Here is a 22,661-nt window from a genome sequence, read left to right as displayed (position 1 = left end):
TGCCCCCGTGAATGGTGCTGGTTAAGAGAGCCGTAAGCTATCCCCAAGACCGTTATCGAAAGGTAAACGCGCCCAATGTCCGGCCAGATCGTCACCCGTTTCGCCCCTTCTCCCACCGGCTACCTGCATATCGGTGGGGCGCGCACGGCGCTGTTCAACTGGCTTTATGCGCGGGGTCGCGGTGGGAAATTCCTGCTGCGGATCGAGGACACCGACCGCGCCCGGTCGACGCCCGAGGCGACGGCGGCGATTCTCAAGGGGCTGGACTGGCTTGGTCTGGACCATGATGGCGACGTGGTGAGCCAGTTCGAGCGGGCAGAGCGTCATGCCGAGGTGGCGTATGAGCTTTTGGCCAAAGGTGCGGCGTACAAGTGTTTCTCGACCCAGGAAGAGATCGAAGCCTTCCGCGAGGCGGCACGTGCAGAAGGCAAGTCGACGCTGTTTCAGAGCCCGTGGCGCGATGCCGATCCGTCGACGCACCCGGATGGCCCTTTCGTCATCCGTCTGCGGACGCCTCAGGACGGCACCACGGTGATCCGCGATCAGGTGCAGGGCGATGTAACTATCCGCAACGATCAGCTGGATGACATGGTTCTGTTACGCTCGGACGGCACACCGGTCTACATGCTGGCGGTTGTTGTCGATGACCATGACATGGGTGTGACCCATGTGATCCGGGGGGATGACCACCTCAACAATGCCGCACGTCAGATGGGGATCTACACGGCGATGGGCTGGGACATCCCGGTCTGGGCGCATATCCCGCTGATTCACGGTCCCGATGGCAAGAAACTGTCCAAACGGCACGGCGCGCTGGGGGTCGAGGAATACCAGGCAATGGGCTACCCGGCAGCGGGCATGCGCAATTACCTGGCGCGGCTGGGCTGGAGCCATGGCGACGACGAGTTTTTCACCGATGCGCAGGCACAGGAGTGGTTCGATCTGTCCGGGATCGGCAAATCCCCTGCCCGGTTCGACTTCAAGAAGCTCGAGAATCTGAGCGGCCAGCACATTGCCGTGGCCGACGATGCTGCACTGCTGCATGAATTGTCAGCATATCTTGACGCGGCGGGGAAACCTGCCCTGACGGAAGCACAGTCTGATGGGATGCATCGTGCGATGTATTGCCTCAAGGAACGGGCGCGCACCTTTCCGGAACTGATTGAAAAGGCGCACTTTATTCTGACATTCCGCCCGTTGGAGATGGAACCGAAGGCCGCCGGACAGCTGGACACGGTATCCCGTGGTATACTGCAATCGTTGACGCCGCACTTGCAAAATGCTAGCTGGACGCGCGACGAGCTTGAAGCCGTCACATCCCGAATTGCAGAAGAGCACGGGACCAAATTCGGCAAGTTGGCAGGCCCGATGCGGGCAGCGCTGGCAGGCCGGGCCGTGACGCCGAGTGTGTTCGATATGATGCTGGTTCTGGGGCGTGACGAAACCGTCGCCCGCCTGACAGAAGCAGCTGCCTCGGGGACCGACTGACGCCGAACCGGCGCGCGGTTCTCAGGCTTGGGATAGCTGGCTCTGGGCGCCATGTTCAGAGCAAATGACGAAGGGACCACGTATGTCTGACACCTCCAAAACAGCGACTCTGACCATTGGCGACAGCTCTTACGAGCTGCCGATCTACACTCCGACAGCCGGACCGGATGTGATCGACATTCGCAAGCTCTACGGTCAGGCAGGTGTGTTCACCTATGACCCCGGCTTCACCTCGACTGCCGCCTGCGACAGCACCATCACCTTCATTGATGGCGACAAGGGCGAATTGCTGCATCGCGGCTATCCGATCGACCAGCTGGCGGCAAAATCGCACTATCTCGAAGTGTGCTACCTGCTTCTCTACGGTGAACTGCCGTCGGCGGCCGAGCTCGAGAAGTTCGAAAGCACGATCACCCGTCACACGATGATCCACGAGCAGATGCACAACTTCTTCCGTGGGTTCCGTCGCGATGCGCACCCGATGGCCACGATGGTGGGTGTGGTCGGCGCGATGTCGGCTTTCTATCACGATTCGACCGACATTTCCGACCCGCTCCAGCGTGAGATCGCATCGCATCGCCTGATCGCCAAGATGCCGACGATTGCAGCGATGGCCTACAAGTATTCCATCGGCCAGCCCTTCGTGTATCCGCGCAACGATCTGGATTACGCGGCGAACTTCCTGCACATGTGTTTTGCCGTCCCGGCCGAGGAATACGTGGTTGATCCGATCCTCGCCCGCGCGATGGACCGCATCTTCACCCTGCACGCCGATCACGAACAGAACGCCTCGACCTCGACCGTGCGTCTGGCGTCGTCTTCGGGCGCCAACCCGTTCGCCTGTATCGCGGCGGGCATCGCCTGCCTCTGGGGTCCGGCACATGGTGGTGCAAACCAGGCCTGCCTCGAGATGCTCAAGGAGATCGGCACACCCGACCGCATCCCGGAATACATCGCCCGCGCCAAGGACAAGAACGACCCGTTCCGCTTGATGGGTTTTGGCCACCGCGTCTACAAGAACTTCGACCCGCGCGCGACGGTGATGAAGCAGTCGGCGGACGAGGTGCTGGACCTGCTGGGTGTCGAGGACAACCCGATCCTCGCCACGGCCAAGGAACTGGAGAAAGCCGCTCTGGCGGATGATTACTTTGCCGAGAAGAAGCTGTTCCCGAACGTGGACTTCTATTCCGGCGTCATCCTCGAGGCGATGGGCTTCCCGACGTCGATGTTCACCCCGATCTTCGCGCTGAGCCGGACTGTGGGTTGGATTTCCCAGTGGAAAGAACAGCTCGCCGATCCGCAGATGAAGATCGGTCGCCCGCGCCAGCTTTACCAGGGCGAGACTTTGCGCGACTATGTGGATATCGAGAAGCGCTGATTTCAGGAAAGGCCGCCTTCGGGCGGCCTTTTTCATATGACCCATTTGGTGACCAAACGGCTGGTGTTGCGGAAGGCCCGGATCGCGGATCTGGAGGATCTGCACGCGGTCTACAGCGACCCTCTTGTGATGCGCTACTGGTCCACGCCGCCGCATGACGACATCGCAATCACGCGCCGCCATCTGGAGCGTCTGATCGCCTCGTCAGAGCCCGTCGTGACCTATTTCGTTATCGAGCGTGCGGGCCACGCCATCGGCTGCGCAGGCGTCCATATGGGCGATGAGGTCGGGTTCCTGCTGCGGTCGGACCATTGGCAGCAGGGGCTGATGTCCGAGGCGCTAGCGGCGCTGATCCCCTATTTCTTCGAAGAGTTGAGATACCCGCAGCTCACGGCGGGTGCCGACCCGATGAATGCCGCTTCGGTGGCAACGCTCCGCTCCGCCGGGTTTGTGAAGACCGGCGAGGCGAAGAACACATTCTGCGTCGATGGGGTGTGGTCGGACAGCGTCTATTTCACGCTGAAGCCCGAGTTTGGGGCGGCCTAGGCCAAAACCGTTTGCCGGGCCTGCCCCATAGCGTCAGCGGCCTTCGTAATGTGCCGGGCGCTTTTCCAGGAAGGCGATCACACCCTCCTTGAAGTCACGGGTCTGTCCGCACTGGCCTTGCAGCCTGGCTTCCAGCGCCAACTGGTCTTCGAGGTCATTGTCAAACGACGCACGGATCGACTGCTTGACGCGCTGGTAGGCGGCGGTCGGTCCCTTGGCGAGATGCAACGCGCGAGATCTCCAGTGCTCGGCAAAGCGGGCATCCGACACGGCCTCGTAGATCATGCCCCAGTCATCCGCCTGACGGGCGGTGATCTTGTCGGCAAAAAGGGCTGCCCCCATCGCCTTGGCCAGACCGATCTGGCGCGGCAAGTAGTACGTGCCGCCCGCATCCGGGATCAGGCCGATCCGGGTAAAGGCCTGCAGGAAGAAGGCGGATTCGGTGGCGATCACCACGTCTGCCGCCAACGCGAGGTTTGCCCCTGCCCCGGCGGCGGCCCCGTTCACGGCGCTGATGGTGGGCACCGGGCAGTCGTAGATCGCGCGCAGCATCGGCACGTATTCGTCGCGCAGCGTGCGCTCCAGATCGAGATTAGCCGCATTGGCGCGGTCGCCAAGGTCCTGCCCCGAGCAGAAGGACTTGCCCGCTCCGGTCAGCACCACAACGCGCGCCGACTTGCCGCCTTCGCGCACGGCATCCGTGATTTCCGCCCGCATCTGGGTATTGAGCGCGTTCATGACATCCGGCCGGTTCAGCGTCACCGTGGCGATGTCATCCGTAATGTCGAAGGTGATGGTTTCGTAGTTCATGCGCGCTCTCCAAATGGGTCTTGCGCGCATCAAACACGGAACAGCTGCCGTTGGCAAAGCCGAACGCGGCGTCACGACTGCTTGAGCAGTTCCTCAAGCCGGGCTTTCTCTTCCTCGGAAAGGCCCGCTTCCGTCGGCGCCGCCGCCGAAGCGCGACCGCGCACATAGGCCACGCCAATACCGAGCGCCAGCAGGAACAAGGCAGGCCCAGACAGCCAGAGGATCATGTTCCAGCCATCGGTGCGCGGGCGCAGCAGCACGAATTCGCCGTAGCGTTCCACGAGGTAATCGAGAACCTCTTCATCGCTGTCCCCCGCAACAAGACGCTCCCGAACGACCAGTCGCAATTCACGGGCGAGGTCGGCATGGGATTCGTCGATGCTTTCATTCTGGCACACCAGACAGCGCAGGCCTTTCGACAGCTCCCGCGCCCGGTTTTCGAGCACGGGATCATCCAGCACCTCGTCGGGCAGAACGGCATAGGCCGGGCCCGCCACCGGCAGCGCCACCGCAAGGCAAAGTACAAGAACCAGCAGGCGTAGAGGGGTCAGCACCACAGTCATTCCGCAGGAACCCCTTGCGGCGTCGCCTGGCGCTTGGCCCCTGCCGCCACACGGTAGCGGCGGTCTGACAGCGACAGCACGCCGCCCAGAGCCATGATAATCGCCCCTGCCCAAATCCAGTTGGCAAGCGGCTTGATATAGGTGCGCATGACCCAGCCGCCGTCATCCTGGGGATCCCCGATCACCACATAGACATCGCGCAGGAAGCGGTAGTCGATGGCGGCTTCGGTTGTGGGCATCTGCGCCACGGGATAGTTGCGTTTCTCGGGTTGCAGGAACGCGATCTGTTCACCATCCCGGCGCACGATCACATCGCCCATCGTCGAGAAATAGTTCGGCCCACGCACCTCGTTGACGGCCGTCAGCTCGAGTTCGAAATCGCCGACCTGGAACGGTTCACCGATCTGGGCCACGCGGATGTCTTCCTCCTGCCAGGCCATCAGTCCGGCAATGCCCACCATGGTGATCCCAAGCCCGATATGCGCCGTGGCCTTGCCCCAATCGGCGCGCGGCAGACGGAACAGGCGCGACAGATCGCGGGACCGGCCGGTGCGGTTGATCAGGTCAAGCAGCGCGCCGGACAGGATCCAGGCCCCCAGGAACATCCCCACCGGGCCAAGAAGGCTGTTGCCCGTCTGGATGGTCCAGAAAAGCCCGAGGATCAGAAGGCTGAAGAGGAACAGCGGCAAAAGCTGTTTGAGCGCGCGGTCCACCTTGGCACGCTTCCAGCTGAGCATGGAGCCCAGCGGCAAGAGAAGACCCAACACCACCATGAAAGGCGTGAACGCCATGTTGAAGAACGGCGCGCCAACGCTCAGCTTGGTGTCGAAGAACATCTCGGCCACGACAGGCCACATGGTGCCGACAAACACGACGAAGCAGCTTACGGCGAGAATCACGTTGTTCGCCACAAGCGCGCTTTCCCGGCTGGCCACGCCGAAGACGCCCTTGGCCTCCATCGCGGTGGCGCGCATCGCGAACAGCGTTAGCGCCCCGCCGGTGAAAAAGACCATGATCATCAGGATGAAGACGCCGCGTTCGGGATCATTGGCGAAGGCATGCACCGAGGTCAGAAGGCCCGAGCGCACAATGAACGTACCGATCAGCGAGAAACCAAAGGCCAGAATGGCCAGAAGGATGGTCCAGCTTTTCAGCGCCTCGCGCTTTTCCACCACGATGGCCGAGTGCAGCAGCGCAGCCGCCAGAAGCCAGGGCATGAAGGACGCGTTCTCGACCGGGTCCCAGAACCAGAAGCCGCCCCAGCCCAGCTCGTAATAGGCCCACCACGATCCCAGTGCGATGCCGATGGTCAGGAACACCCAGGCGGCCAGGGTCCAAGGCCGCACCCAACGGCCCCAGGCCGCATCGACCCGACCTTCGATCAGGGCGGCGACGGCAAAGCTGAAGCAGATGCTGAGGCCCACATAGCCGAGATAGAGGAACGGCGGGTGGAAGGCCAAGCCGGGGTCCTGCAGCAGCGGGTTGAGGTCCTGCCCGTCAAAGGGCGGCACCACGAGGCGCAGGAACGGGTTGGAGGTGAAGATGATGAAGGCGAAAAAGGCGACGGCCACGGCGGATTGAACCGCCAGAACGCGTGCGCGGAGCGTTGGCGGAAGATTGCCGCCGAACCAGGCCGCCATTGCGCCGAAGAGCGTCAGGATCAACACCCACAGCAGCATGGAACCCTCGTGGTTCCCCCAGACGCCGCTGATTTTGTACAGCATCGGCTTGGCCGAGTGGCTGTTCAGCCAGACAAGGCGCAGCGAGAAATCGGAAGTGACAAAGGCATAGGTCAGCGCCGCAAAGGCAAAGGCCGTCAGCAGGAACTGCACGGTCGCCGCAGGTTCCGCCACGGCCATCCAGCCGGGCCAGCGCTTGTGCGCACCGACAAGCGGGACGATGGATTGCACGATCGCGACAAGAAACGCGAGGATGAGGGCGAAGTGACCGAGCTCTGTAATCATGGGCCTGAGTATAGGCGCTGCGTGCGCCACGGCCAATGCGTTTCAATGCTTTGCGCGGTTCACATTGTCGCAAGCGGTTTCCGTCGACGGAAACCGCCGGACGCGTCGACGCGTCCGGTCCCGTTCTAGCGGCGCTGACGCATCCACGCCTCAAGCGCTGCGTTGTCCTCGGCCTGTGGCGTGGACGGCAAATCCTGCGGGTCCGGCTCGGATGGGCGTTCTGGTCCCGCGCGGTGCATCCGTTCCAGCAGATCGCGTTGAAACTCCTGCCCTTTTGCCTGATGCCGGGCCCCGAAATAAAAGCTGACAATGGCCCCAAGCAGCCACCAGAGCGGTTCGGGCACCAAAGCCAATCCAACCATCCGGTCGGCGAACCACTCGGGATCGACCATCGCCGACACGAAGAGCCCCAACGTGCCCAGCGCCATCGCCGGGCGCGGCACGCGGTTGAGCGCGTCCATCACGCGGTCGAACCACCCGCGCTGCGCGGCGTGGAATTCGGCCGCGAATTGCTCAAGTGCTGCGCTGTGGCGATCGTGGTCCCGCCCAGCCTGGGCCTCGGCATTGGGGCGGAACACCTCGGCCGTGTCGCGCAGCACATTGCGCCCCGAGCCGAAAAGAAGCGAGAACACCTGTTCGATCAATCCCATGCGGCAACTCTCCGTTGGAACGCCTCGGCGCTCAGGTGATAGCGGGGCGCAATGAACTCTTCGGCCCGGGTGATCCAGCCGCCCTTCCCGCCCGACCGGCTGCGCGCGTATTTGCGGCTGGCGGGACGCCGGTCCGCCAAGGCAAAGTAATAGTTGCGCCGATCGATTCCGTAGGCATCGACGATGTGATCCGGCGCCGCCGCATGGGCACGGGCAACTGCGGCGATGGTCTTGGGGCCGATGACGCCGTCCACGGCAACGGCAAAACCCATTTTCCGCACCAGCTGCTGCAGAAGCCTGACCGCATTGCCCCCTGCGTTGACATACATATCGAACACAGTCGGCTGCAGCGGTTCGGGAAGATCGACAACGCGCGGACGCAGAAAGTAGTGATCGACAAAGATCGTCACCGCCTGATCTTCGGTCAGCCGGTGCAAATCCGCCAGCGTCACCCGGCCATCCCCCGTCAGGTCAAGCCCGAGGCGGCGCAGAGTGTGAAGCGTCACACCATGCTTGGTCGCGCCGCCCGGATCGTCGGGGTCGTCCACAAAGCCGCCCTCCCGCGCCACGATCTCCTTTGCGATGCTGCGCACATCCCGCTCCTGCCGTTCCATCCTCTGCCCCCGATTGCCCTGCGGCGGAAAGACTGCAAAGCTATGGTTAACCAAGTCGAAAGGCACCGCGCGATGCGAGAGGTATGGCATGCAACCGACTGATTTCGCGGCACGAACAGCCCAAGAGATCATCCGTCATCTTGATCTGACCCCACATCCCGAGGGCGGCCATTACCGCCAGACCTGGATTGCGGACGAGGAGGGTCGCCCCTCCGGAACCTGCATCTATTTTCTTCTGGCCGCCGGGGAGCACAGCCACTGGCACAAGGTCGATGCCACCGAGATCTGGCATCACTATGCCGGCGCGCCACTGGTGCTGTCGATGTCGGCCACGGATCAGGGTCCGGCGGCCGATCATCTGCTTGGGCCGGACCTTTTCGCAGGTCAAGCGCCTCAGCTGATCGTGCCCCCGCATCATTGGCAATCCGCGCGCAGCACCGGCGACTGGACGCTGGTCGGCTGCACGGTCAGCCCGGCGTTCCAATTCGATGGGTTCACCCTGGCCATGCCGGAGTTTGACATTCCCCGCGCCGATTGACAGGGAGCCTGCATGACGCTGACCTATCACACCCCGCTTTCCCCCGACCAGCAGCGCGCCTTTGGCCTACCCGAGACCTGGCCGCTGGCCTTGGCCGACCGCGTGCGCTTTTCCGAGCTTGATCCGCTCAACCATGTGAACAACGTGGCCTATCTCGTGTGGTTCGAAGGGGCGCGCGTGACCTATTTCAAGCATGTGGGCCTCTCGACCTACAAAAACGGAGAGGCCGAACCCCGTATCGTCATCCGACGGGGCGAGATCGACTGGTTGCAGGAAATGCGGGCGGACGAAGACTACGTGGTCGGGACAAGGACGGTAGACTATCGCACCACCAGTTTCACGCTGCGGCAGGAAATCTGGTCCGGTGGGACAGTGCGGGCGACCTTTACCTGCGTGATCGTGCTGCTCATGCCGGATGGCAGCGCTCGGATGCCGATCCCCGAATACGTGCGGGAGCGGTTTCATGCGGTAGATGGGGTGGAACGGCGCGTCGACGCGCCGTGATCAAGCGCGTTCGAACGCGCTTGCCCGCCTCACGAATAGCGTTTCACGTAGCCCAAGAGCGCCTGTGTGCTGCCGTCCTTGTCGTCTGCAGACGCGTCGCCCGAAACCAGCGGCCCCAGTGATGTGGCCAGTTCCTTGCCCAATTCGACGCCCCATTGATCGAACGAGTTGATGCCGAGGATCACCCCTTCGACAAACACGCGGTGCTCATAAAGCGCGATGATCTGGCCCAGAACCTCGGGCGTCAGTTTCGGCATCATCAGCGTGGTGGACGGGCGGTTGCCCGGGAACACCCGGTGCCGCGCCTGTCGCTCCAGTTCTTCACCGGTCAGGCCCTTCTTCGCCATGATCGCCCGCGCCTCGTCAAGCGAGCGCCCGCGCAGCAGCGCTTCGGACTGCGCAAGGCAGTTGGCGATGAGCAACTCGTGGTGGTGGCGCAGGTCGGGTTCGTGCCCTTCGGCGGCGACCATGAATTCGCAGGGAATCACCCGCGTGCCCTGATGGATCAACTGGTAGAACGCGTGCTGACCGTTGGTGCCCGGCTCGCCCCAGACCACCGGGCCGGAATTGACCGGCAGGGTCGATCCGTCCATCGCCACGGACTTGCCGTTGCTCTCCATCTCAAGCTGCTGAAGATAGGCCGGCAGGCGCGACAGGCGGTTGTCATAGGGCAGAACCGCGCGGGTGGCGTGGCCCAGCCCCTGATTGTGCCAGATGCCCACAAGCGCCAGCATCACCGGCATGTTCTCGTGCAGCGCCGCCGCGCGGAAATGCCGGTCCATCGCCTGCCCGCCGCGCAGGAACGCCTTGAACGCATCTGGGCCGATGGCGATCATCAGCGACAGGCCAATCGGCCCCCACATGGAATAACGCCCGCCGACCCAATCCTCGAACCCCAGAACGCGCTCGGATGGGATACCCCATTCGGCGGCGGCTTCGGCATTGGACGACAAAGCGATGAACCGACCATCGGTCGAGACGCCGTGGTCCTGCAACCAGGCCCGCGCGGTGCGGGCGTTGGTCATGGTCTCGATCGTTGTGAAGGTCTTGGAGGCGACGATGAACAGCGTCTTTTCCGGATCACAGCCCCGCAACGTATCGGCGATGTCGGCAGCATCCACGTTCGACACGAAATGGCAGCGCGGCCCGTCGCAGTATGGCGACAGCGCCAGATAGGCCATGGCAGGGCCAAGGTCGGACCCGCCAATCCCGATATTCACCACATCGGTGACCTGCGACGCGCGGACCTCCTCAGCCACGGTCTCCATCCGGGCCAGTGTGTCGAGCACACCGGGCATCACATCCTGCCCGTCGACCAGCACCGGATCGCCATCCAGATTGCGCAGCGCCGTGTGCAGCACTGCACGGCCCTCGGTGTCGTTGATTTTGTCCCCCGCGAACATCCCGTCGCGCTTGGCTTCGACCCCAGCCGCCTGCGCCAGCCGGATCAGCACATCCCGCGTGTCGGCGTCGATCTGGGTCTTGGAGTAGTCGAAAAGCAGGTCCAGAGCGGCCACGCTGAACGCCGCCGCCCGGTCGGCATCTGCATCGAACAGGCTCAGGATCGAGCGATCCCGCCCAGCCTCGGCTGCGGATTTCAGGTCATCCCACATCGCTGTCACTCCGCCCAATGAACCGTTGCACCATCCAGCACCGCATTGATGGGCGCGTCCTCCGGCAGCTTGCCGCGCGCATTCTCCAGCGCGTCGCGTTTGTCCTGCCCGAAGATCAGAACATGCTTGCGCATCGCTTCGTTGAGCACGCGGGCGCTCAGCGTAATGCGCGGCTCTGGCGCGCCGGGTGCCCGCATGGGCACAAGGATCGGCGCATTGGGGTCAAGCGCCGTGTCGAGTTGATCCGCCCCCGGAAAGATCGACGCGCAATGCATGTCGGTTCCCATACCCAGAAGAACAACCGCGAGCGGCAATTCGTCGATGATCTGCGATTCCAGTTCCGCCAGAACCTCTTCCGGCTCATGCGCCGGAATGTAGAGCGGCAGCAACCGCGCCGCCGATGCGCGCTCGACGAGCAATCGTTCGCGGATCAGACGGGTGTTCGACCGGTCGCTGTCCTCGGGCACCCAGCGTTCATCCGTCAGCATGACATCGACACGACTCCAGTCGAGATCGGCCGCGCAAAGATCGTCGAAGACCGGCCCGGGCGACGTGCCCCCCGGCACGGCCAGCACGACGCGGTCCTCATGCGTCAGGATGGTCCGCAAATCGCCCGCCAGCTTGTTGGCCAGATCCATCGCAAGCATCTCGCGGTCGGGATAGGTTAGAAAGTCATAGCTCATGCCTTCACCTCGCGCCATTTGCGTCCGTCCCGATGCATCAGCATCAAGGCATCTTCGGGGCCGGAACTTCCGGGATCGTATGTCTTGGGCACATCGTTGCGGGCGGTCCAGCCGTCGATCAAGGGGTCGGTCCAGGCCCAGGCCGCCTCGACCTCGTCTCCGCGCATGAAGAGCGTCTGGTTCCCCCGGATCACGTCCATGATCAGACGCTCATAGGCGTCCGGCGCTTCCTCGGCATCCGGACCCAGCGCCTCGGCAAAGCTCATGTCCAAGGGGACATCCAGAAGACGCATGCCCCCCGGCCCCGGTTCCTTGATCGTCACATCCAGCGTCATGCCCTCGTTCGGCTGCAACCGGATCGCCAGAACGTTGCGGTGCCGCCCGGCATCCGCGCCGAAGATCGAATGTGGCGCATCCTTGAAAACAACCGCGATTTCCGAAGCCCGCGCCCTGAGCCGTTTGCCGGTGCGCAGATAGAACGGCGTGCCGGCCCAACGCCAGTTGGAGATATGGCATTTCATGGCAATGAAGCTTTCGGTGCGCGACTTCGGATCTTCCACGTCATCGCGGTAGCTTGGGCCGTTTTCGTCCGCCCCGTACTGCCCACGCACGATATGATGCCAATCCACCGGTTCCAGCGCCCGGATCACCTTGAGCTTTTCATCCCGCACCGCATCGGGTTCGAACTTCGCCGGCGGCTCCATCGCGATCAGGCACAGAAGCTGCATCAGGTGGTTCTGCACCATGTCCCGCATCGCGCCCGACTTGTCATAGTAGCCGCCGCGCCCGCCGACACCCACGGTTTCGGCCACGGTGATCTGGATGTGATCAACATATTGCGCATTCCAGAGCGGCTCGAAAAGCATGTTGCCAAAGCGCACGGCCATCAGATTCTGGACCGTTTCCTTGCCCAGATAATGGTCGATCCGGTAGATCTGCGTTTCGTGAAAATGCTGCGCCAGTGTCGCGTTCAGGGCCTTGGCGGAGTGAAGATCATGACCGAAGGGTTTTTCCACGACGACGCGGCTCTCCGGCGTCGCAAGCCCGAACCGGTGCAAACGCTCGGCAAGATCGCCGAACAGCGACGGCCCGACCGAAAAGTAGAACGCCCGCACCGCATCCGAGCGCAGCTTTGCATTGAGATCGGTCCATCCCGCATCGCCTTTGGCATCGGTTGTCACGTAATCGACCGTGGCAATGAACGCGTCGAGCGTTCCGGCTTCGCAGGCACGGCCGCCGCCGAATTCGGCCACCGCATCCGCCACCATCTGCCTGTACTCATCTGTGCTCATCTCGGACCGCGCGGCGCCGATGATCTGTGAGTTGTCGGGCATCTGACCCGCGCAGAAGCGTCTGAAAAGACCCGGCAGGATCTTCCGCCGCGCGAGATCGCCTGTTCCGCCGAAGATCACAAGGTCGAACGGGTCGACGGGAATGACGCGGGACACCATGGCGCGATCCTTTCGATTCTGCTTCGCTCAGCGTCTTGTTAGCGCTAACGAGGCAGATGTAAACTCATTTCGCATCGTTCTCGCCCAGTCTAACATCCCGAGACCGTGCTGCAATCGGGTTGCCGAAAGAACGGGCAAAGGGCCGCTCGCAGACATCAACACGCTTGATCCTCGTGGTCCTGCATGTCACCACCGCCGCAACCAAGGAGTCTTAGATGGCACCCCGCAAAATCATCATCGACACCGACCCCGGACAGGACGACGCCGTTGCGATCCTGCTGGCCCTTGCCTCCCCCGAGGATCTCGAGGTTCTGGGCATCACCGCCGTGGCGGGCAACGTGCCGCTTCCCCTGACCCAGAAAAACGCCCGCATCGTGTGCGAACTGGCGGGCAAGCCGGACATACCCGTCTTTGCGGGCTGCGAGGCTCCTCTCGCGCGCAAGCTGGTTACGGCGGAACACGTGCACGGCAAGACGGGGCTCGATGGCCCGACCCTGCCCGACCCCACCATGCCCCTGCAAGACCAGCACGCGGTCGACTTCCTCATCGAGACCCTTCGCGCAGAAGACGAGGGAACGGTGACGCTCTGCCCTCTTGGCCCGCTCACCAATATCGCAACCGCCCTGAAACGCGCGCCGGACATCGCGGACCGCATTCAGGAAATCGTGCTGATGGGGGGCGCCTATTTCGAGGTGGGCAACATCACACCGGCGGCCGAGTTCAACATCTATGTCGATCCCGAAGCGGCGAAAATCGTGTTCGCCTGCGGCGCACCGATCACCGTCATGCCGCTCGATGTCACGCACAAGGCGCTGGTCACGAGCGAGCGCAACACCGCCTTTCGCGCATTGGGAACACCGGTCGGTGTCGCCGTCGCCGAAATGACCGATTTCTTCGAACGCTTCGACAAGGAAAAATACGGCAGCGCCGGTGCCCCGTTGCATGACCCCTGCGTGACCGCCTACCTGATCGAACCCGCGCTCTTCACCGGCCGTCACATCAATGTGGAGATCGAAACCACGTCCGACCTGACCCTGGGCATGACCGTGGCGGACTGGTGGGGTGTCACAGACCGCGCACCGAATGCCACCTTCATCGGCGACATCGACGCGGATGGGTTTTTCGCGCTTTTGACCGAGCGATTGGCGCGTCTATGAAATCCCTGCACCTTGCCATGCCCGAGGATCTGCCAAAGCTCCTCCCACTTGTGGCGGCGTTCCACGAACATCAGGGATTTGCCACCTCGCCCGAACATCAGCAGGACGCGATTGTCCCGTTGCTCGAAGGCATTCCACACGGCGCGATCTGGCTGATCGGCCCGCGCCGCGCTCCGGTGGGCTATGTTGTCGTGTCCTTCGGCTGGTCCGTTGAATATGGCGGCATGGACGCGATCGTGGACGAGATTTTTGTCCGCAGCGCCGTGCGCAAGCGCGGCATGGGATCGGACGCGCTCAACGGTCTGGCCAAGGCGATCAAGGAAGGCGGGATCAAGGCACTTCATCTCGAAGCGGATCAGGGCGACGACCAGCTGCTCCGCTTCTACCAGCGCGCAAAGTTCGAAACGCGCACCGGTTATGCCTACATGTCGCGCGTGCTCTGAAGGTCAACCGATCGACGAGACAACGATGATCATCAGGATCGAATAGAGCATGATGCCCCCGCCGATCAGCCAGACCGGATAATTGCGTCCGACACTGGCCTTGGCGAGTTCCTTGGCCTGATAGATCAGGTCCGGCCACGTGTAGCTGACGAAATCGCCTTGGGTGAAGATCACCTGAATGCGTCCCGCTTCGTCGACAACGGGCAACCGCCGAAACCGTTCATTCGACATGATGCGCAGCCAGTCCACGACATCATCTGCCTCGCGGGCGAGACGCGGATCGCGGGTCATGATCTCGGAAAGCTTGGTCGTGGCCGCATCCTTGCCGGCATGCACCAGCTTTTTCATGACGTCGCGCTCTGTCGCAATGCCCACCACCTTCTGATCGGAATCGACAACGACGACCGAGCCGAAATTCTTTTCGGTCATCTGCGCCACCGCTTCGGAGACGCTGGCGTCGGGCGGGAAACAGAGCGGTTTGGGTTTGGATTTGAATTCAGGGCGATCCTTCAGCGTCATGCCATAGGTGTCGGTGGCAACCATGTGGGTCCTCCTTCTTCAGCCTCCTAATGACCCTAGCGCCGATCCGGCAAAGGCAAGCCACTGGTGGCCGGACCTTGCCTCCCCTATATCAAGGGCATGACCTTGCAGATCCCATTCGACAACAGCTATGCCGCTCTGCCCGACGGGTTTTTCGCCCGCGTGAAACCGGAGCCCGTGCGTGCGCCGTCCCTCATCGCCTTCAACGAAGCGCTCGCACGGGACCTCGGCATCGACGGGCTTGATGATCCCGATCTCGCCGCGCTCTTCGCGGGCAATGCCCTTCCCGACGGTGCGGCCCCTTTGGCACAGCTTTATGCAGGCCACCAATTCGGCCAGTACAACCCCCAATTGGGCGATGGCCGCGCGATCCTGCTGGGTGAAACCATCGGCACGGATGGCATCCGCCGCGACATCCAGCTCAAGGGGTCGGGCCGCACGCCGTTTTCCCGGATGGGTGACGGGCGCGCCTGGCTGGGTCCGGTGCTGCGCGAATACGTGGTCAGCGAAGCGATGCACGCGCTTGGCGTGCCCACAACCCGTGCCTTGGCGGCCGTGCGCACCGGCGAAACCGTCGTCCGCGAACGCCCCCTGCCCGGCGCCGTGCTGACCCGCGTCGCCCAAAGCCATCTGCGTGTCGGCACCTTTCAGATCTTTGCCGCACGGGGCGACATTCCGGCCCTGCAGACGCTCTTCGACTATGCGGTCGCACGCCATTATCCAGACGCAACGGAACCGGCCGCGTTTCTTGATGCCGTGATGCGCCGTCAGGCGGCGCTGGTCGCCCAGTGGATGAGCCTCGGCTTCATCCATGGCGTGATGAACACCGACAATTGCAGCATCTCTGGCGAGACCATCGACTACGGCCCCTGCGCCTTCATGGACAGCTACCACCCGGAAACGGTCTATTCCTCGATCGACCGGTTCGGACGCTACAGCTATGCCGCGCAGGCCGACATCATCGTCTGGAACATGGCCCAACTGGCCACCGCGCTTTTGTCGCTGATGCCCGATCCCGAAGCGGCCATCGAACCCTTCACCGCGCAGGTGCACGCCATGCCGAACCTGATCCGCGCCGAATGGTTGCGGCGCTTCGGCGCCAAGATCGGCCTGTCGGACCCCACGCCGGACGATGCCACGCTGATCGCAGAACTGCTGACGCTGATGCAAACTGACGAAGCCGATTTCACCAACACGTTCCGGGGGCTTGTGGACGGCACCGCGCGCGACCAGTTCACCGAGACTGCAGGTTTCGATGATTGGCATGCGCGCTGGCAGAGCCGCATCAGCGGCGAAGAAGACCCGAAGGGGCTGATGAGCGCGGCAAACCCGGTTCTGATCCCGCGCAATCACCGGATCGAAGAGATGATCGCGGCAGCGGTTGCGGGTGACGATGCGCCGTTCCATCGCCTGATGGCCGCTTATGCGACGCCCTTTGCCGACGATCCGGCCTATGCCGATCTGCGCCGTCCACCAGCGCCCGAGGAGGTGGTTCAGGCGACGTTCTGCGGCACCTGAACCGCGCGCTTGCGCCTGCCGTTGATCAGGACGATCCCCACCGCCACAAGGCACATAGCGCCAAGAAATCCAGGTCCCACCGGTTCATCGAGCAGCAGCCAGCCCATCCCCACCGCAAGAACCGGCGACAGAAAGCTGAACGCCGCCACGTCCGACGCCGGATAGATCGCCATCAGCCGCAGCCAGAACAGAAAACCGAGGCTCGCCACGAAGATCGCCTGGAACGCCAGCCCTGCAACATGAATCGCGGCCGGATCGCGCAGGAACTCGCCAAAAAGCGGCGCTGCCGCCAGCAGACCTACCGTCGAGACCGACAACTGCCAGAACAGCTGCCCCTCGGGTGACAGCTCTGACACCCGCGTCAAGCGCACGGTCAATGCAATCCCCGCCCAGGCAAAGGCGGCAAGAAGCGCGAGGATATCGCCCATGAGGCTCCCCGCCAGCCGGGATTCGGGGTCGAACAAGGCCCAGATCACCCCTGCCATGGCCAGCGCCAATCCCAGCGTCCGGCGCCAGGACAGGGTTTCGCCCGGCAAGGCGAAATGCGCAATGACAGCAAGCCAGACCGGCATCGAGTAGAACAGGATCGACACGCGCGACACCGTGGTGAGATCCAGGGCGATGAAGAGAAAGATGAACTCGACGGTGAAGAGACCGCCCAGAAGCAGACCGGACCAGAAGGTCCGCCCAATCCCTTCAAGCCTGCGCCGACGCACCAGCAGCCATATGCCGAGCACGCCCAACGCGAGGGCCGAACGCAGCCCGGCGGCAAAGACCGGGCCGAAGCCGGCATTGGTCACCTTGATCACCACCTGGTTGAAGGCAAGCATCGTGGCGAACACCACGAGCCCGGTTGCGCCAGCCAAATCAATTGCGTCTTTGCGGTCCATGTCCGTCAGGGACACCCAAGCGCGTCCGGGGTCAAGCCGAAAACCGGGGCGCACCATCCCGCCAAATCCGCGCAGGACACAGGTTTTTCCACATCTCGGTCGCGAATCGGGCATCCTGCCAACAACTGAAAGACCCTGACCGCCGGGAGGTAAACGTATGAGTCTCATGGGAACATTGGCCAAGGTGGCCATCGGATATGCCGCAGCGCGCGGTGTCGACCACCTGTCGGGCGGCAAGGGCCTAGGTGGCCTGATGGGCGGCGCACAGGTGTCGGGGGACAATCCGCTCGCACAGATCCAGGCGCAGGTCGGCCAGATGATGGGCGGTGCCGGGGGGGCCAATCCGCTGGCAGGCATGATGGAGAAACTACAGTCCGGCGGTCTCGACCTGTCATCCATGATGGGCGGCGGGACCGCGCAGGCCTCCGGTGACAAGGGGGGCCTTCTGTCACAGCTAGGCGGCAGCGGCGGCGCAGGTCTGGCCGGACTGCTGGCTGCCGCCGGAGGCATGGCCGCGATGGGCGGCAAGAACATGGGCGGCATGCTCGACCAGTTCGCCAAATCCGGCGCGGCCGCCCCGCAGGCCGAGGAAACCGCCGCCCTGATGCTGCGCGCGATGATTCAGGCCGCCAAATGCGACGGCGGCATCGACGAGGCCGAACGTGCCAAGATCCTCGACACGGTCGGTGAAGACGCCGATGCCGAAGACATCGCCTTCGTGCAGGCGCAACTGGCGGCCCCCGTCGATCCCGAAAGCCTCGCGGCAGACACCCCTGCCCCGCTGCGCAGCCAGGTCTATTCGGCATCGCTGATGGCCATCCGGCTCGATACCCAGCCCGAGGCAGAATACCTCGATGCGCTGGCACGCGCGATGGACCTGGACCAGCCCACGGTCAATGCGCTTCACATGCAGATGGGGGTTCAGCCGCTTTACAGCTGATCCAGACGCAACTTTATGAAAGGCATTCTGCTGGCGTGTCTCGGCGTGCTCATCCTGACGCCGGACGCTCTTCTCATCCGCCTGTCGGGGCTCGAAGCCGCACCTCTGGTGGCGTGGCGCGGGCTGGCAATGGGCACGGTCTTTCTGGTCGCTGCGACACTGACCGGACAGGTCCGCCTGTTCCCGCGGCTGGCCTCAGGGGTCGGAGTGGCTCTGGTGCTGGCGCAATGGGCCAATGCCTCGCTCTTTGCGCCTGCCATCTCGCTGGCACCGGTCGCGCTCGTCCTGATCGCCGTGGCAACGGTGCCGATCTGGGCCGCAATCCTGTCCCGCGTGCTTTATGGACAGCCAACGCGCCCGGCGACATGGGCCACCATCGCGGTGGTGGGCGGCGGCATCGTTCTGGCCATGACCGGCAAGGGGGATCTCGCCATCACCAAAAGCGCGCTGGTTGGTGTGGCCTGTGGGCTAGGGGTTGCCCTGAGCCTCGCGCTCAGTTTCACGCTGCTGCGCCACAATCCGGACATGCCACTTCTGACCGCCGTCGGCACCGGGTCTGCTCTGGCCGGCCTGACGGCCTTTTCGCTGACCTCTCCGCAAGAGATGGCGTCTGGCACAACCTGGGCCATCGCGACAGCCAGTTGGATCGTGCTGCCCGCCTCGTTCTACCTGATGTCCGAAGCCTCGCGTCACACCGCCTCGGTCAATGTCAGTCTGGTTCTCCTGCTCGAGACCGTGCTCGGGCCAGTCTGGGTCTGGATGGTGATCGGGGAAACCCCCTCCGTCCGCCTGTTGACCGGCGGCACCATTGTCGTCGCGGCACTGGCCACCTATCTCTGGCACCTCCGCCGCAGGGCATAAAAAAACGGCCTGCGCATTCTGGCATTGACCTGCGCAGTTCGGTAAACCGGAGCGCACCAAAGACACGAGGCCCGGCGATGTCCGAAACCATCATCTCCCGCTGCGAAGCGCAGGGCCTGCGCCTGACCGAACAACGGCGCACCATCGCGCAGGTTCTCGAAGAGGCCAACGACCATCCGCATGTCGAAGAGCTCTATGCCCGCGCCGCCGGGCGCGATCCGAATATCTCGATCGCAACGGTTTACCGGACCGTGAAACTCTTCGAAGAAGCGGGAATTCTCGAGAAAGTGGATTTTGGCGACGGCCGTGCCCGCTATGAGGATGCGGAACGCGACCACCACGACCACCTGATCGACCTGACCACCGGCAAGGTGATCGAATTCGTCGACCCCGAAATCGAGGCCCTTCAGGAAAAGATCGCAGCCAAGCTGGGCTATCGGCTCAAGGGCCACAAGCTCGAACTCTACGGTGTGCCGATCAAGAAGTGACTGCCGGGGTCAAGGCCTCTGGTGTCTTGCGGGAAACAGGCGTAACTGCATCCCATGCAAGTCGTTCGCGCCATCCTCTTGATGATCCTCGCCATGGCGCTTCTGGCACTGAGCGATGCGTTCATCAAACTGTCGTCGCTCGTTCTGTCCCCCGGTCACGTCATGTTCTATCTCAGCCTTGGCGGGACGCTGTGCTTTATGCTCATCGCAAAGTGGCAGAGGGCGAACCTGCTGAGCCGCGACGCCCTGCATCCGTGGGTTCTCGCCCGCAGCTGGCTCGAGATCATCGGCGGGCTTGGTCTTGTGCTGTCCATCGGCGCGATCCCGCTCTCGCTCTTTGCCGCGATCATGCAGATGGCCCCGCTTGTCGTCACGCTGAGTGCCGCGATCTTCCTGAAGGAACCAGTCGGACTGCGGCGCTGGCTCGCGATTCTTGCGGGCCTCATCGGTATGCTGCTGGTGATCCGGCCCGGTGCGGAAGGCTTTCAACCGGCCGCCCTCTTTGCGGTGATGGGCGTCTGCGGGTTGGGTTTGCGTGACCTCATCACACGCCTGTCCCCCGCGCATATCCCGTCGATTTCACTGGCCACATGGGGGTTTGCAGCCACCATTCCGATCGGCTTCGGTCTGAGTCTGGTCTCGGATGCGCCAACCTCTGTCCCGGCACTCACCATGTGGCACATGGGCGCCGGGATCATCGTGACCGCTCTGGGCTACTATGCCGTCACGCAGGCCATGCGCATGGCCCCGGCTGCCATCGTGTCCCCGTTCCGCTACACCCGTCTGGTCTTCACGATGAGCCTCGGCATTCTTGTCTTCGGCGAACGCCCTGATGCGCTGACCCTTCTGGGCGCGGCCATCATCCTGACCGCCGGGCTTTATGCGCTGTACCGCGAACGCAAGCTCGCGCTGGACCAGGAGCGCCAGAGGATCGCAGCCGCCCGTTAGCGCTATCAGACGCGGTTTACTTTGCGTCGGTCCCTGCTATACCGGCGCCGACTGCCAGTTTCATCAGGACCCACGGAAATGAGCACCATCATCGACATCCACGCCCGCGAAATCCTCGACAGCCGGGGCAACCCGACCGTCGAAGTCGACGTCACCTTGGAAGACGGCACCATCGGCCGCGCGGCGGTTCCATCGGGAGCCTCCACCGGTGCCTATGAGGCCGTTGAAAAACGGGACGGCGACAAAAGCCGCTACATGGGCAAAGGCGTTCTTGAGGCCGTGGCGGCAGTGAATGGTGAGATCGCGGACGAGATCGTCGGCCTCGACGTCACCGAGCAGGTGGGCATCGACATGACCATGATCGAGCTGGACGGCACCGACAACAAGGGCCGCCTTGGGGCCAACGCCATCCTCGGCGTCAGCCTCGCCGTTGCCAAGGCCGCCGCTGATTTCACCACACAGCCGCTCTTCCGCTATGTCGGCGGCACCTCTGCGCGTGTTCTTCCGGTGCCGATGATGAACATCATCAATGGCGGCGAACATGCGGACAACCCGATCGACATCCAGGAATTCATGATCATGCCGGTCGCTGCGGACAACATCCGCGACGCGGTGCGCATGGGATCCGAAGTGTTCCACACGCTGAAGAAAGAATTGTCCGCGGCGGGCATGTCCACCGGCCTGGGCGATGAGGGCGGCTTTGCCCCCGAACTTGGCTCCACCCGCGAAGCCCTTGATTTTATTCTGAAGTCCATTGAGAAAGCGGGCTATACGCCCGGCGACGACATGATGCTCGCCCTCGATTGCGCCGCCACCGAGTACTACAGGGACGGCAAATACGAACTCAAGGGCGAAGGCAAATCGCTGACCTCGGATGAGAACGTGGCCTACCTGCAGGCGCTGGTGAACGACTATCCGATCATCTCGATCGAAGACGGCATGTCCGAAGACGACTGGGACGGCTGGGCCATGCTGACCGAAGTGCTGGGCGAAAAAGTGCAACTGGTGGGCGACGATCTTTTCGTGACCAACCCCGCGCGACTGGCCGATGGCATCGCCCGCGGCTGCGCGAATTCCATGCTGGTCAAGGTCAACCAGATCGGCACCCTGACCGAAACGCTCAAGGCGGTCGATATGGCCCACCGCGCGCGCTACACCAACGTGATGTCGCACCGCTCGGGCGAGACCGAGGACGCGACGATTGCCGATCTCGCGGTGGCCACAAATTGCGGTCAGATCAAGACCGGCTCGCTGGCGCGCTCCGACCGGTTGGCCAAGTACAACCAGCTGATCCGCATTGAGGAAATGCTGGGTGAGACCGCGGAATTCGCGGGTCGGTCGATTCTCCGGGGATAATCGGACTGACGGACCATGCAAAAAATGACAAGGCCGGGTGCTGTGCGCCCGGCCTGTTTTGTGTGAGGTGCGGAAAGACGCGCATACGCGCTCAACTGCCCGCGTTCGGGTCCTTGTAGATGCCCTGTTCCTTCAGTGCATCGACCACCTCGGCGGGCATGTACTCTTCGTCGTGTTTCGCAAGAATTTCAGAGGCTTCAAACACGCCATTGATGAAGCGCCCTGTGCCCACCATCCCTTCGTTCTCGGAAAAGAGATCGGGCAGCACACCGGTATAGACCACCGGCACAGTGGCCCCGCCGTCCGTCACGCGGAAAGACACCGACGACCCCTGTCCCCGGATGATCGACCCTTCCTCGACCAGGCCACCGATGCGGAACACCTCATTCGGTGCTGGCGGTTCGGCCACGACCTGACTGGGAGAGCGGAAGAAGTTGATGCCGTCCCGCATGCCGTAGCCGATCAGCGCCGTCGACAGGATCAGGGCGACCGTCGCCAGGGCGATCACTTGGATGCGGCGTTGTTTCTTCAACGATTTCAGGGCCATCACGTCCTCCCGACGATGTTCGGTTCAATATAGACACGAAAACATGTTTCGGGAACTGCGCCTGATCAATTTGACGCAGCCCCTGATCCGTTTTTCGCGCCTCCCCAACCCAAGGTCGGGGCAGCGCACTCGAGTTAACTCTTTTTCAACCCGTCTGGATCAGATTCTTCG

General features: G+C 63.0%; 24 protein-coding genes. 13 read left to right on the top strand and 11 right to left on the bottom strand.

The features are described from left to right. Positions 1–75 precede the first annotated feature (75 nt). The 3 genes from gltX to MRY75_RS11085 all read left to right on the top strand — a co-directional run bounded on the left by gltX (position 76) and on the right by MRY75_RS11085 (position 3,412). Entirely contained in the window at positions 76–1,488 is a 1,413-nt protein-coding gene (gene gltX / locus MRY75_RS11095; protein WP_292307772.1) for a glutamate--tRNA ligase, read from the top strand. Between the two features lie 82 nt (positions 1,489–1,570). Beyond that, positions 1,571–2,866, top strand: a complete 1,296-nt coding sequence (gene gltA / locus MRY75_RS11090; protein WP_292307771.1) for a citrate synthase — start codon at positions 1,571–1,573, stop codon at positions 2,864–2,866. A 36-nt stretch (positions 2,867–2,902) separates the two neighbouring features. Then, positions 2,903–3,412 (top strand): GNAT family N-acetyltransferase, encoded by a 510-nt coding sequence (locus MRY75_RS11085; protein ID WP_292307769.1) that lies wholly within the window; start codon positions 2,903–2,905, stop codon positions 3,410–3,412. 33 nt (positions 3,413–3,445) lie between these two features. Here the strand turns inward: MRY75_RS11085 and MRY75_RS11080 are convergent, their stop codons facing one another. The 5 genes from MRY75_RS11080 to MRY75_RS11060 form a co-directional block, all read right to left on the bottom strand. Next, the gene (locus MRY75_RS11080; RefSeq protein ID WP_292307768.1) at positions 3,446–4,222 is read right to left on the bottom strand and encodes an enoyl-CoA hydratase-related protein; all 777 of its coding nucleotides are present in this window, start codon (positions 4,220–4,222) and stop codon (positions 3,446–3,448) included. Positions 4,223–4,293: 71 nt separating this feature from the next. Then, positions 4,294–4,785 (bottom strand): cytochrome c-type biogenesis protein, encoded by a 492-nt coding sequence (locus MRY75_RS11075; RefSeq protein WP_292307767.1) that lies wholly within the window; start codon positions 4,783–4,785, stop codon positions 4,294–4,296. Then, positions 4,782–6,749 carry a heme lyase CcmF/NrfE family subunit gene (locus MRY75_RS11070; protein WP_292307765.1) on the bottom strand — a complete coding sequence of 656 codons (1,968 nt, stop codon included), beginning with the start codon at positions 6,747–6,749 and terminating at the stop codon, positions 4,782–4,784. The genes MRY75_RS11075 and MRY75_RS11070 overlap by 4 nt, the downstream gene beginning before the upstream one ends. A gap of 125 nt (positions 6,750–6,874) precedes the next feature. Continuing rightward, complete coding sequence (locus MRY75_RS11065; protein ID WP_292307764.1) at positions 6,875–7,399, bottom strand: holin family protein; 525 nt, start codon at positions 7,397–7,399, stop codon at positions 6,875–6,877. Further along, positions 7,390–8,013, bottom strand: coding sequence for a holin-associated N-acetylmuramidase (locus MRY75_RS11060; protein WP_292307762.1), 624 nt, complete (start codon positions 8,011–8,013; stop codon positions 7,390–7,392). The genes MRY75_RS11065 and MRY75_RS11060 overlap by 10 nt, the downstream gene beginning before the upstream one ends. Before the next feature lie 88 nt (positions 8,014–8,101). Between MRY75_RS11060 and MRY75_RS11055 the strand changes: the two genes are divergently transcribed. After that, entirely contained in the window at positions 8,102–8,551 is a 450-nt protein-coding gene (locus tag MRY75_RS11055; RefSeq protein WP_292307760.1) for a cupin domain-containing protein, read from the top strand. A gap of 12 nt (positions 8,552–8,563) precedes the next feature. After that, positions 8,564–9,055 carry a thioesterase family protein gene (locus tag MRY75_RS11050; RefSeq protein ID WP_292307758.1) on the top strand — a complete coding sequence of 164 codons (492 nt, stop codon included), beginning with the start codon at positions 8,564–8,566 and terminating at the stop codon, positions 9,053–9,055. A 29-nt stretch (positions 9,056–9,084) separates the two neighbouring features. Here MRY75_RS11050 and pgi read toward each other — a convergent pair whose 3' ends face one another. From pgi to zwf, 3 genes are read right to left on the bottom strand one after another with little or no spacing between them, the layout of a single operon-like run. After that, positions 9,085–10,668: a glucose-6-phosphate isomerase gene (gene pgi / locus MRY75_RS11045; protein WP_292307757.1), complete on the bottom strand. Its 1,584-nt coding sequence runs from the start codon at positions 10,666–10,668 to the stop codon at positions 9,085–9,087. A gap of 5 nt (positions 10,669–10,673) precedes the next feature. Next, on the bottom strand, positions 10,674–11,351 hold the full coding sequence (gene pgl, locus MRY75_RS11040) for a 6-phosphogluconolactonase (protein ID WP_292307755.1): 678 nt from the start codon (positions 11,349–11,351) through the stop codon (positions 10,674–10,676). Beyond that, positions 11,348–12,802 (bottom strand): glucose-6-phosphate dehydrogenase, encoded by a 1,455-nt coding sequence (zwf, locus tag MRY75_RS11035; protein WP_292307754.1) that lies wholly within the window; start codon positions 12,800–12,802, stop codon positions 11,348–11,350. The genes pgl and zwf overlap by 4 nt, the downstream gene beginning before the upstream one ends. Positions 12,803–13,017: 215 nt before the next feature. Here zwf and MRY75_RS11030 point away from each other — a divergent pair, with 215 nt between their 5' ends. After that, a complete protein-coding gene (locus MRY75_RS11030; RefSeq protein ID WP_292307752.1) occupies positions 13,018–13,959 on the top strand; it encodes a nucleoside hydrolase in 942 nt (313 codons plus the stop codon). After that, positions 13,956–14,402, top strand: a complete 447-nt coding sequence (locus MRY75_RS11025) for an N-acetyltransferase (protein ID WP_292307750.1) — start codon at positions 13,956–13,958, stop codon at positions 14,400–14,402. The genes MRY75_RS11030 and MRY75_RS11025 overlap by 4 nt, the downstream gene beginning before the upstream one ends. Before the next feature lie 3 nt (positions 14,403–14,405). Here MRY75_RS11025 and MRY75_RS11020 read toward each other — a convergent pair whose 3' ends face one another. Then, positions 14,406–14,945, bottom strand: a complete 540-nt coding sequence (locus MRY75_RS11020; protein WP_292307748.1) for a CBS domain-containing protein — start codon at positions 14,943–14,945, stop codon at positions 14,406–14,408. A gap of 96 nt (positions 14,946–15,041) precedes the next feature. Here MRY75_RS11020 and MRY75_RS11015 point away from each other — a divergent pair, with 96 nt between their 5' ends. After that, a complete protein-coding gene (locus MRY75_RS11015) occupies positions 15,042–16,460 on the top strand; it encodes a YdiU family protein (protein ID WP_292307747.1) in 1,419 nt (472 codons plus the stop codon). Here MRY75_RS11015 and MRY75_RS11010 read toward each other — a convergent pair. After that, positions 16,436–17,350, bottom strand: a complete 915-nt coding sequence (locus MRY75_RS11010; RefSeq protein ID WP_292307746.1) for a DMT family transporter — start codon at positions 17,348–17,350, stop codon at positions 16,436–16,438. The two genes, MRY75_RS11015 and MRY75_RS11010, sit on opposite strands and share 25 nt — an antisense overlap. Before the next feature lie 157 nt (positions 17,351–17,507). On the opposite strand from MRY75_RS11010, the gene MRY75_RS11005 reads away from it, so the two are divergent. The 5 genes from MRY75_RS11005 (at position 17,508) to eno (ending at position 21,943) form a co-directional block, all read left to right on the top strand. Beyond that, complete coding sequence (locus MRY75_RS11005; protein ID WP_292307745.1) at positions 17,508–18,290, top strand: DUF533 domain-containing protein; 783 nt, start codon at positions 17,508–17,510, stop codon at positions 18,288–18,290. A gap of 15 nt (positions 18,291–18,305) precedes the next feature. Continuing rightward, positions 18,306–19,151, top strand: a complete 846-nt coding sequence (locus tag MRY75_RS11000) for a DMT family transporter (protein WP_292307743.1) — start codon at positions 18,306–18,308, stop codon at positions 19,149–19,151. A gap of 77 nt (positions 19,152–19,228) precedes the next feature. Further along, a complete protein-coding gene (locus tag MRY75_RS10995) occupies positions 19,229–19,639 on the top strand; it encodes a Fur family transcriptional regulator (RefSeq protein WP_292307742.1) in 411 nt (136 codons plus the stop codon). Positions 19,640–19,693: 54 nt separating this feature from the next. Beyond that, complete coding sequence (locus MRY75_RS10990) at positions 19,694–20,587, top strand: DMT family transporter (RefSeq protein WP_292307741.1); 894 nt, start codon at positions 19,694–19,696, stop codon at positions 20,585–20,587. 78 nt (positions 20,588–20,665) lie between these two features. Continuing rightward, positions 20,666–21,943 carry a phosphopyruvate hydratase gene (gene eno, locus MRY75_RS10985; protein ID WP_292307739.1) on the top strand — a complete coding sequence of 426 codons (1,278 nt, stop codon included), beginning with the start codon at positions 20,666–20,668 and terminating at the stop codon, positions 21,941–21,943. Between the two features lie 91 nt (positions 21,944–22,034). Here eno and ccmE read toward each other — a convergent pair whose 3' ends face one another. Then, positions 22,035–22,490 (bottom strand): cytochrome c maturation protein CcmE, encoded by a 456-nt coding sequence (gene ccmE, locus MRY75_RS10980; RefSeq protein WP_292307737.1) that lies wholly within the window; start codon positions 22,488–22,490, stop codon positions 22,035–22,037. Positions 22,491–22,661 lie beyond the last annotated feature (171 nt).

It is taken from the genome of Marivita sp. (genome assembly GCF_022763305.1).
Lineage (GTDB): Bacteria > Pseudomonadota > Alphaproteobacteria > Rhodobacterales > Rhodobacteraceae > Marivita.
The sequence above is the reverse complement of the archived record's forward strand: the minus strand, read 5'-3'. Positions and strand labels throughout refer to the sequence as shown.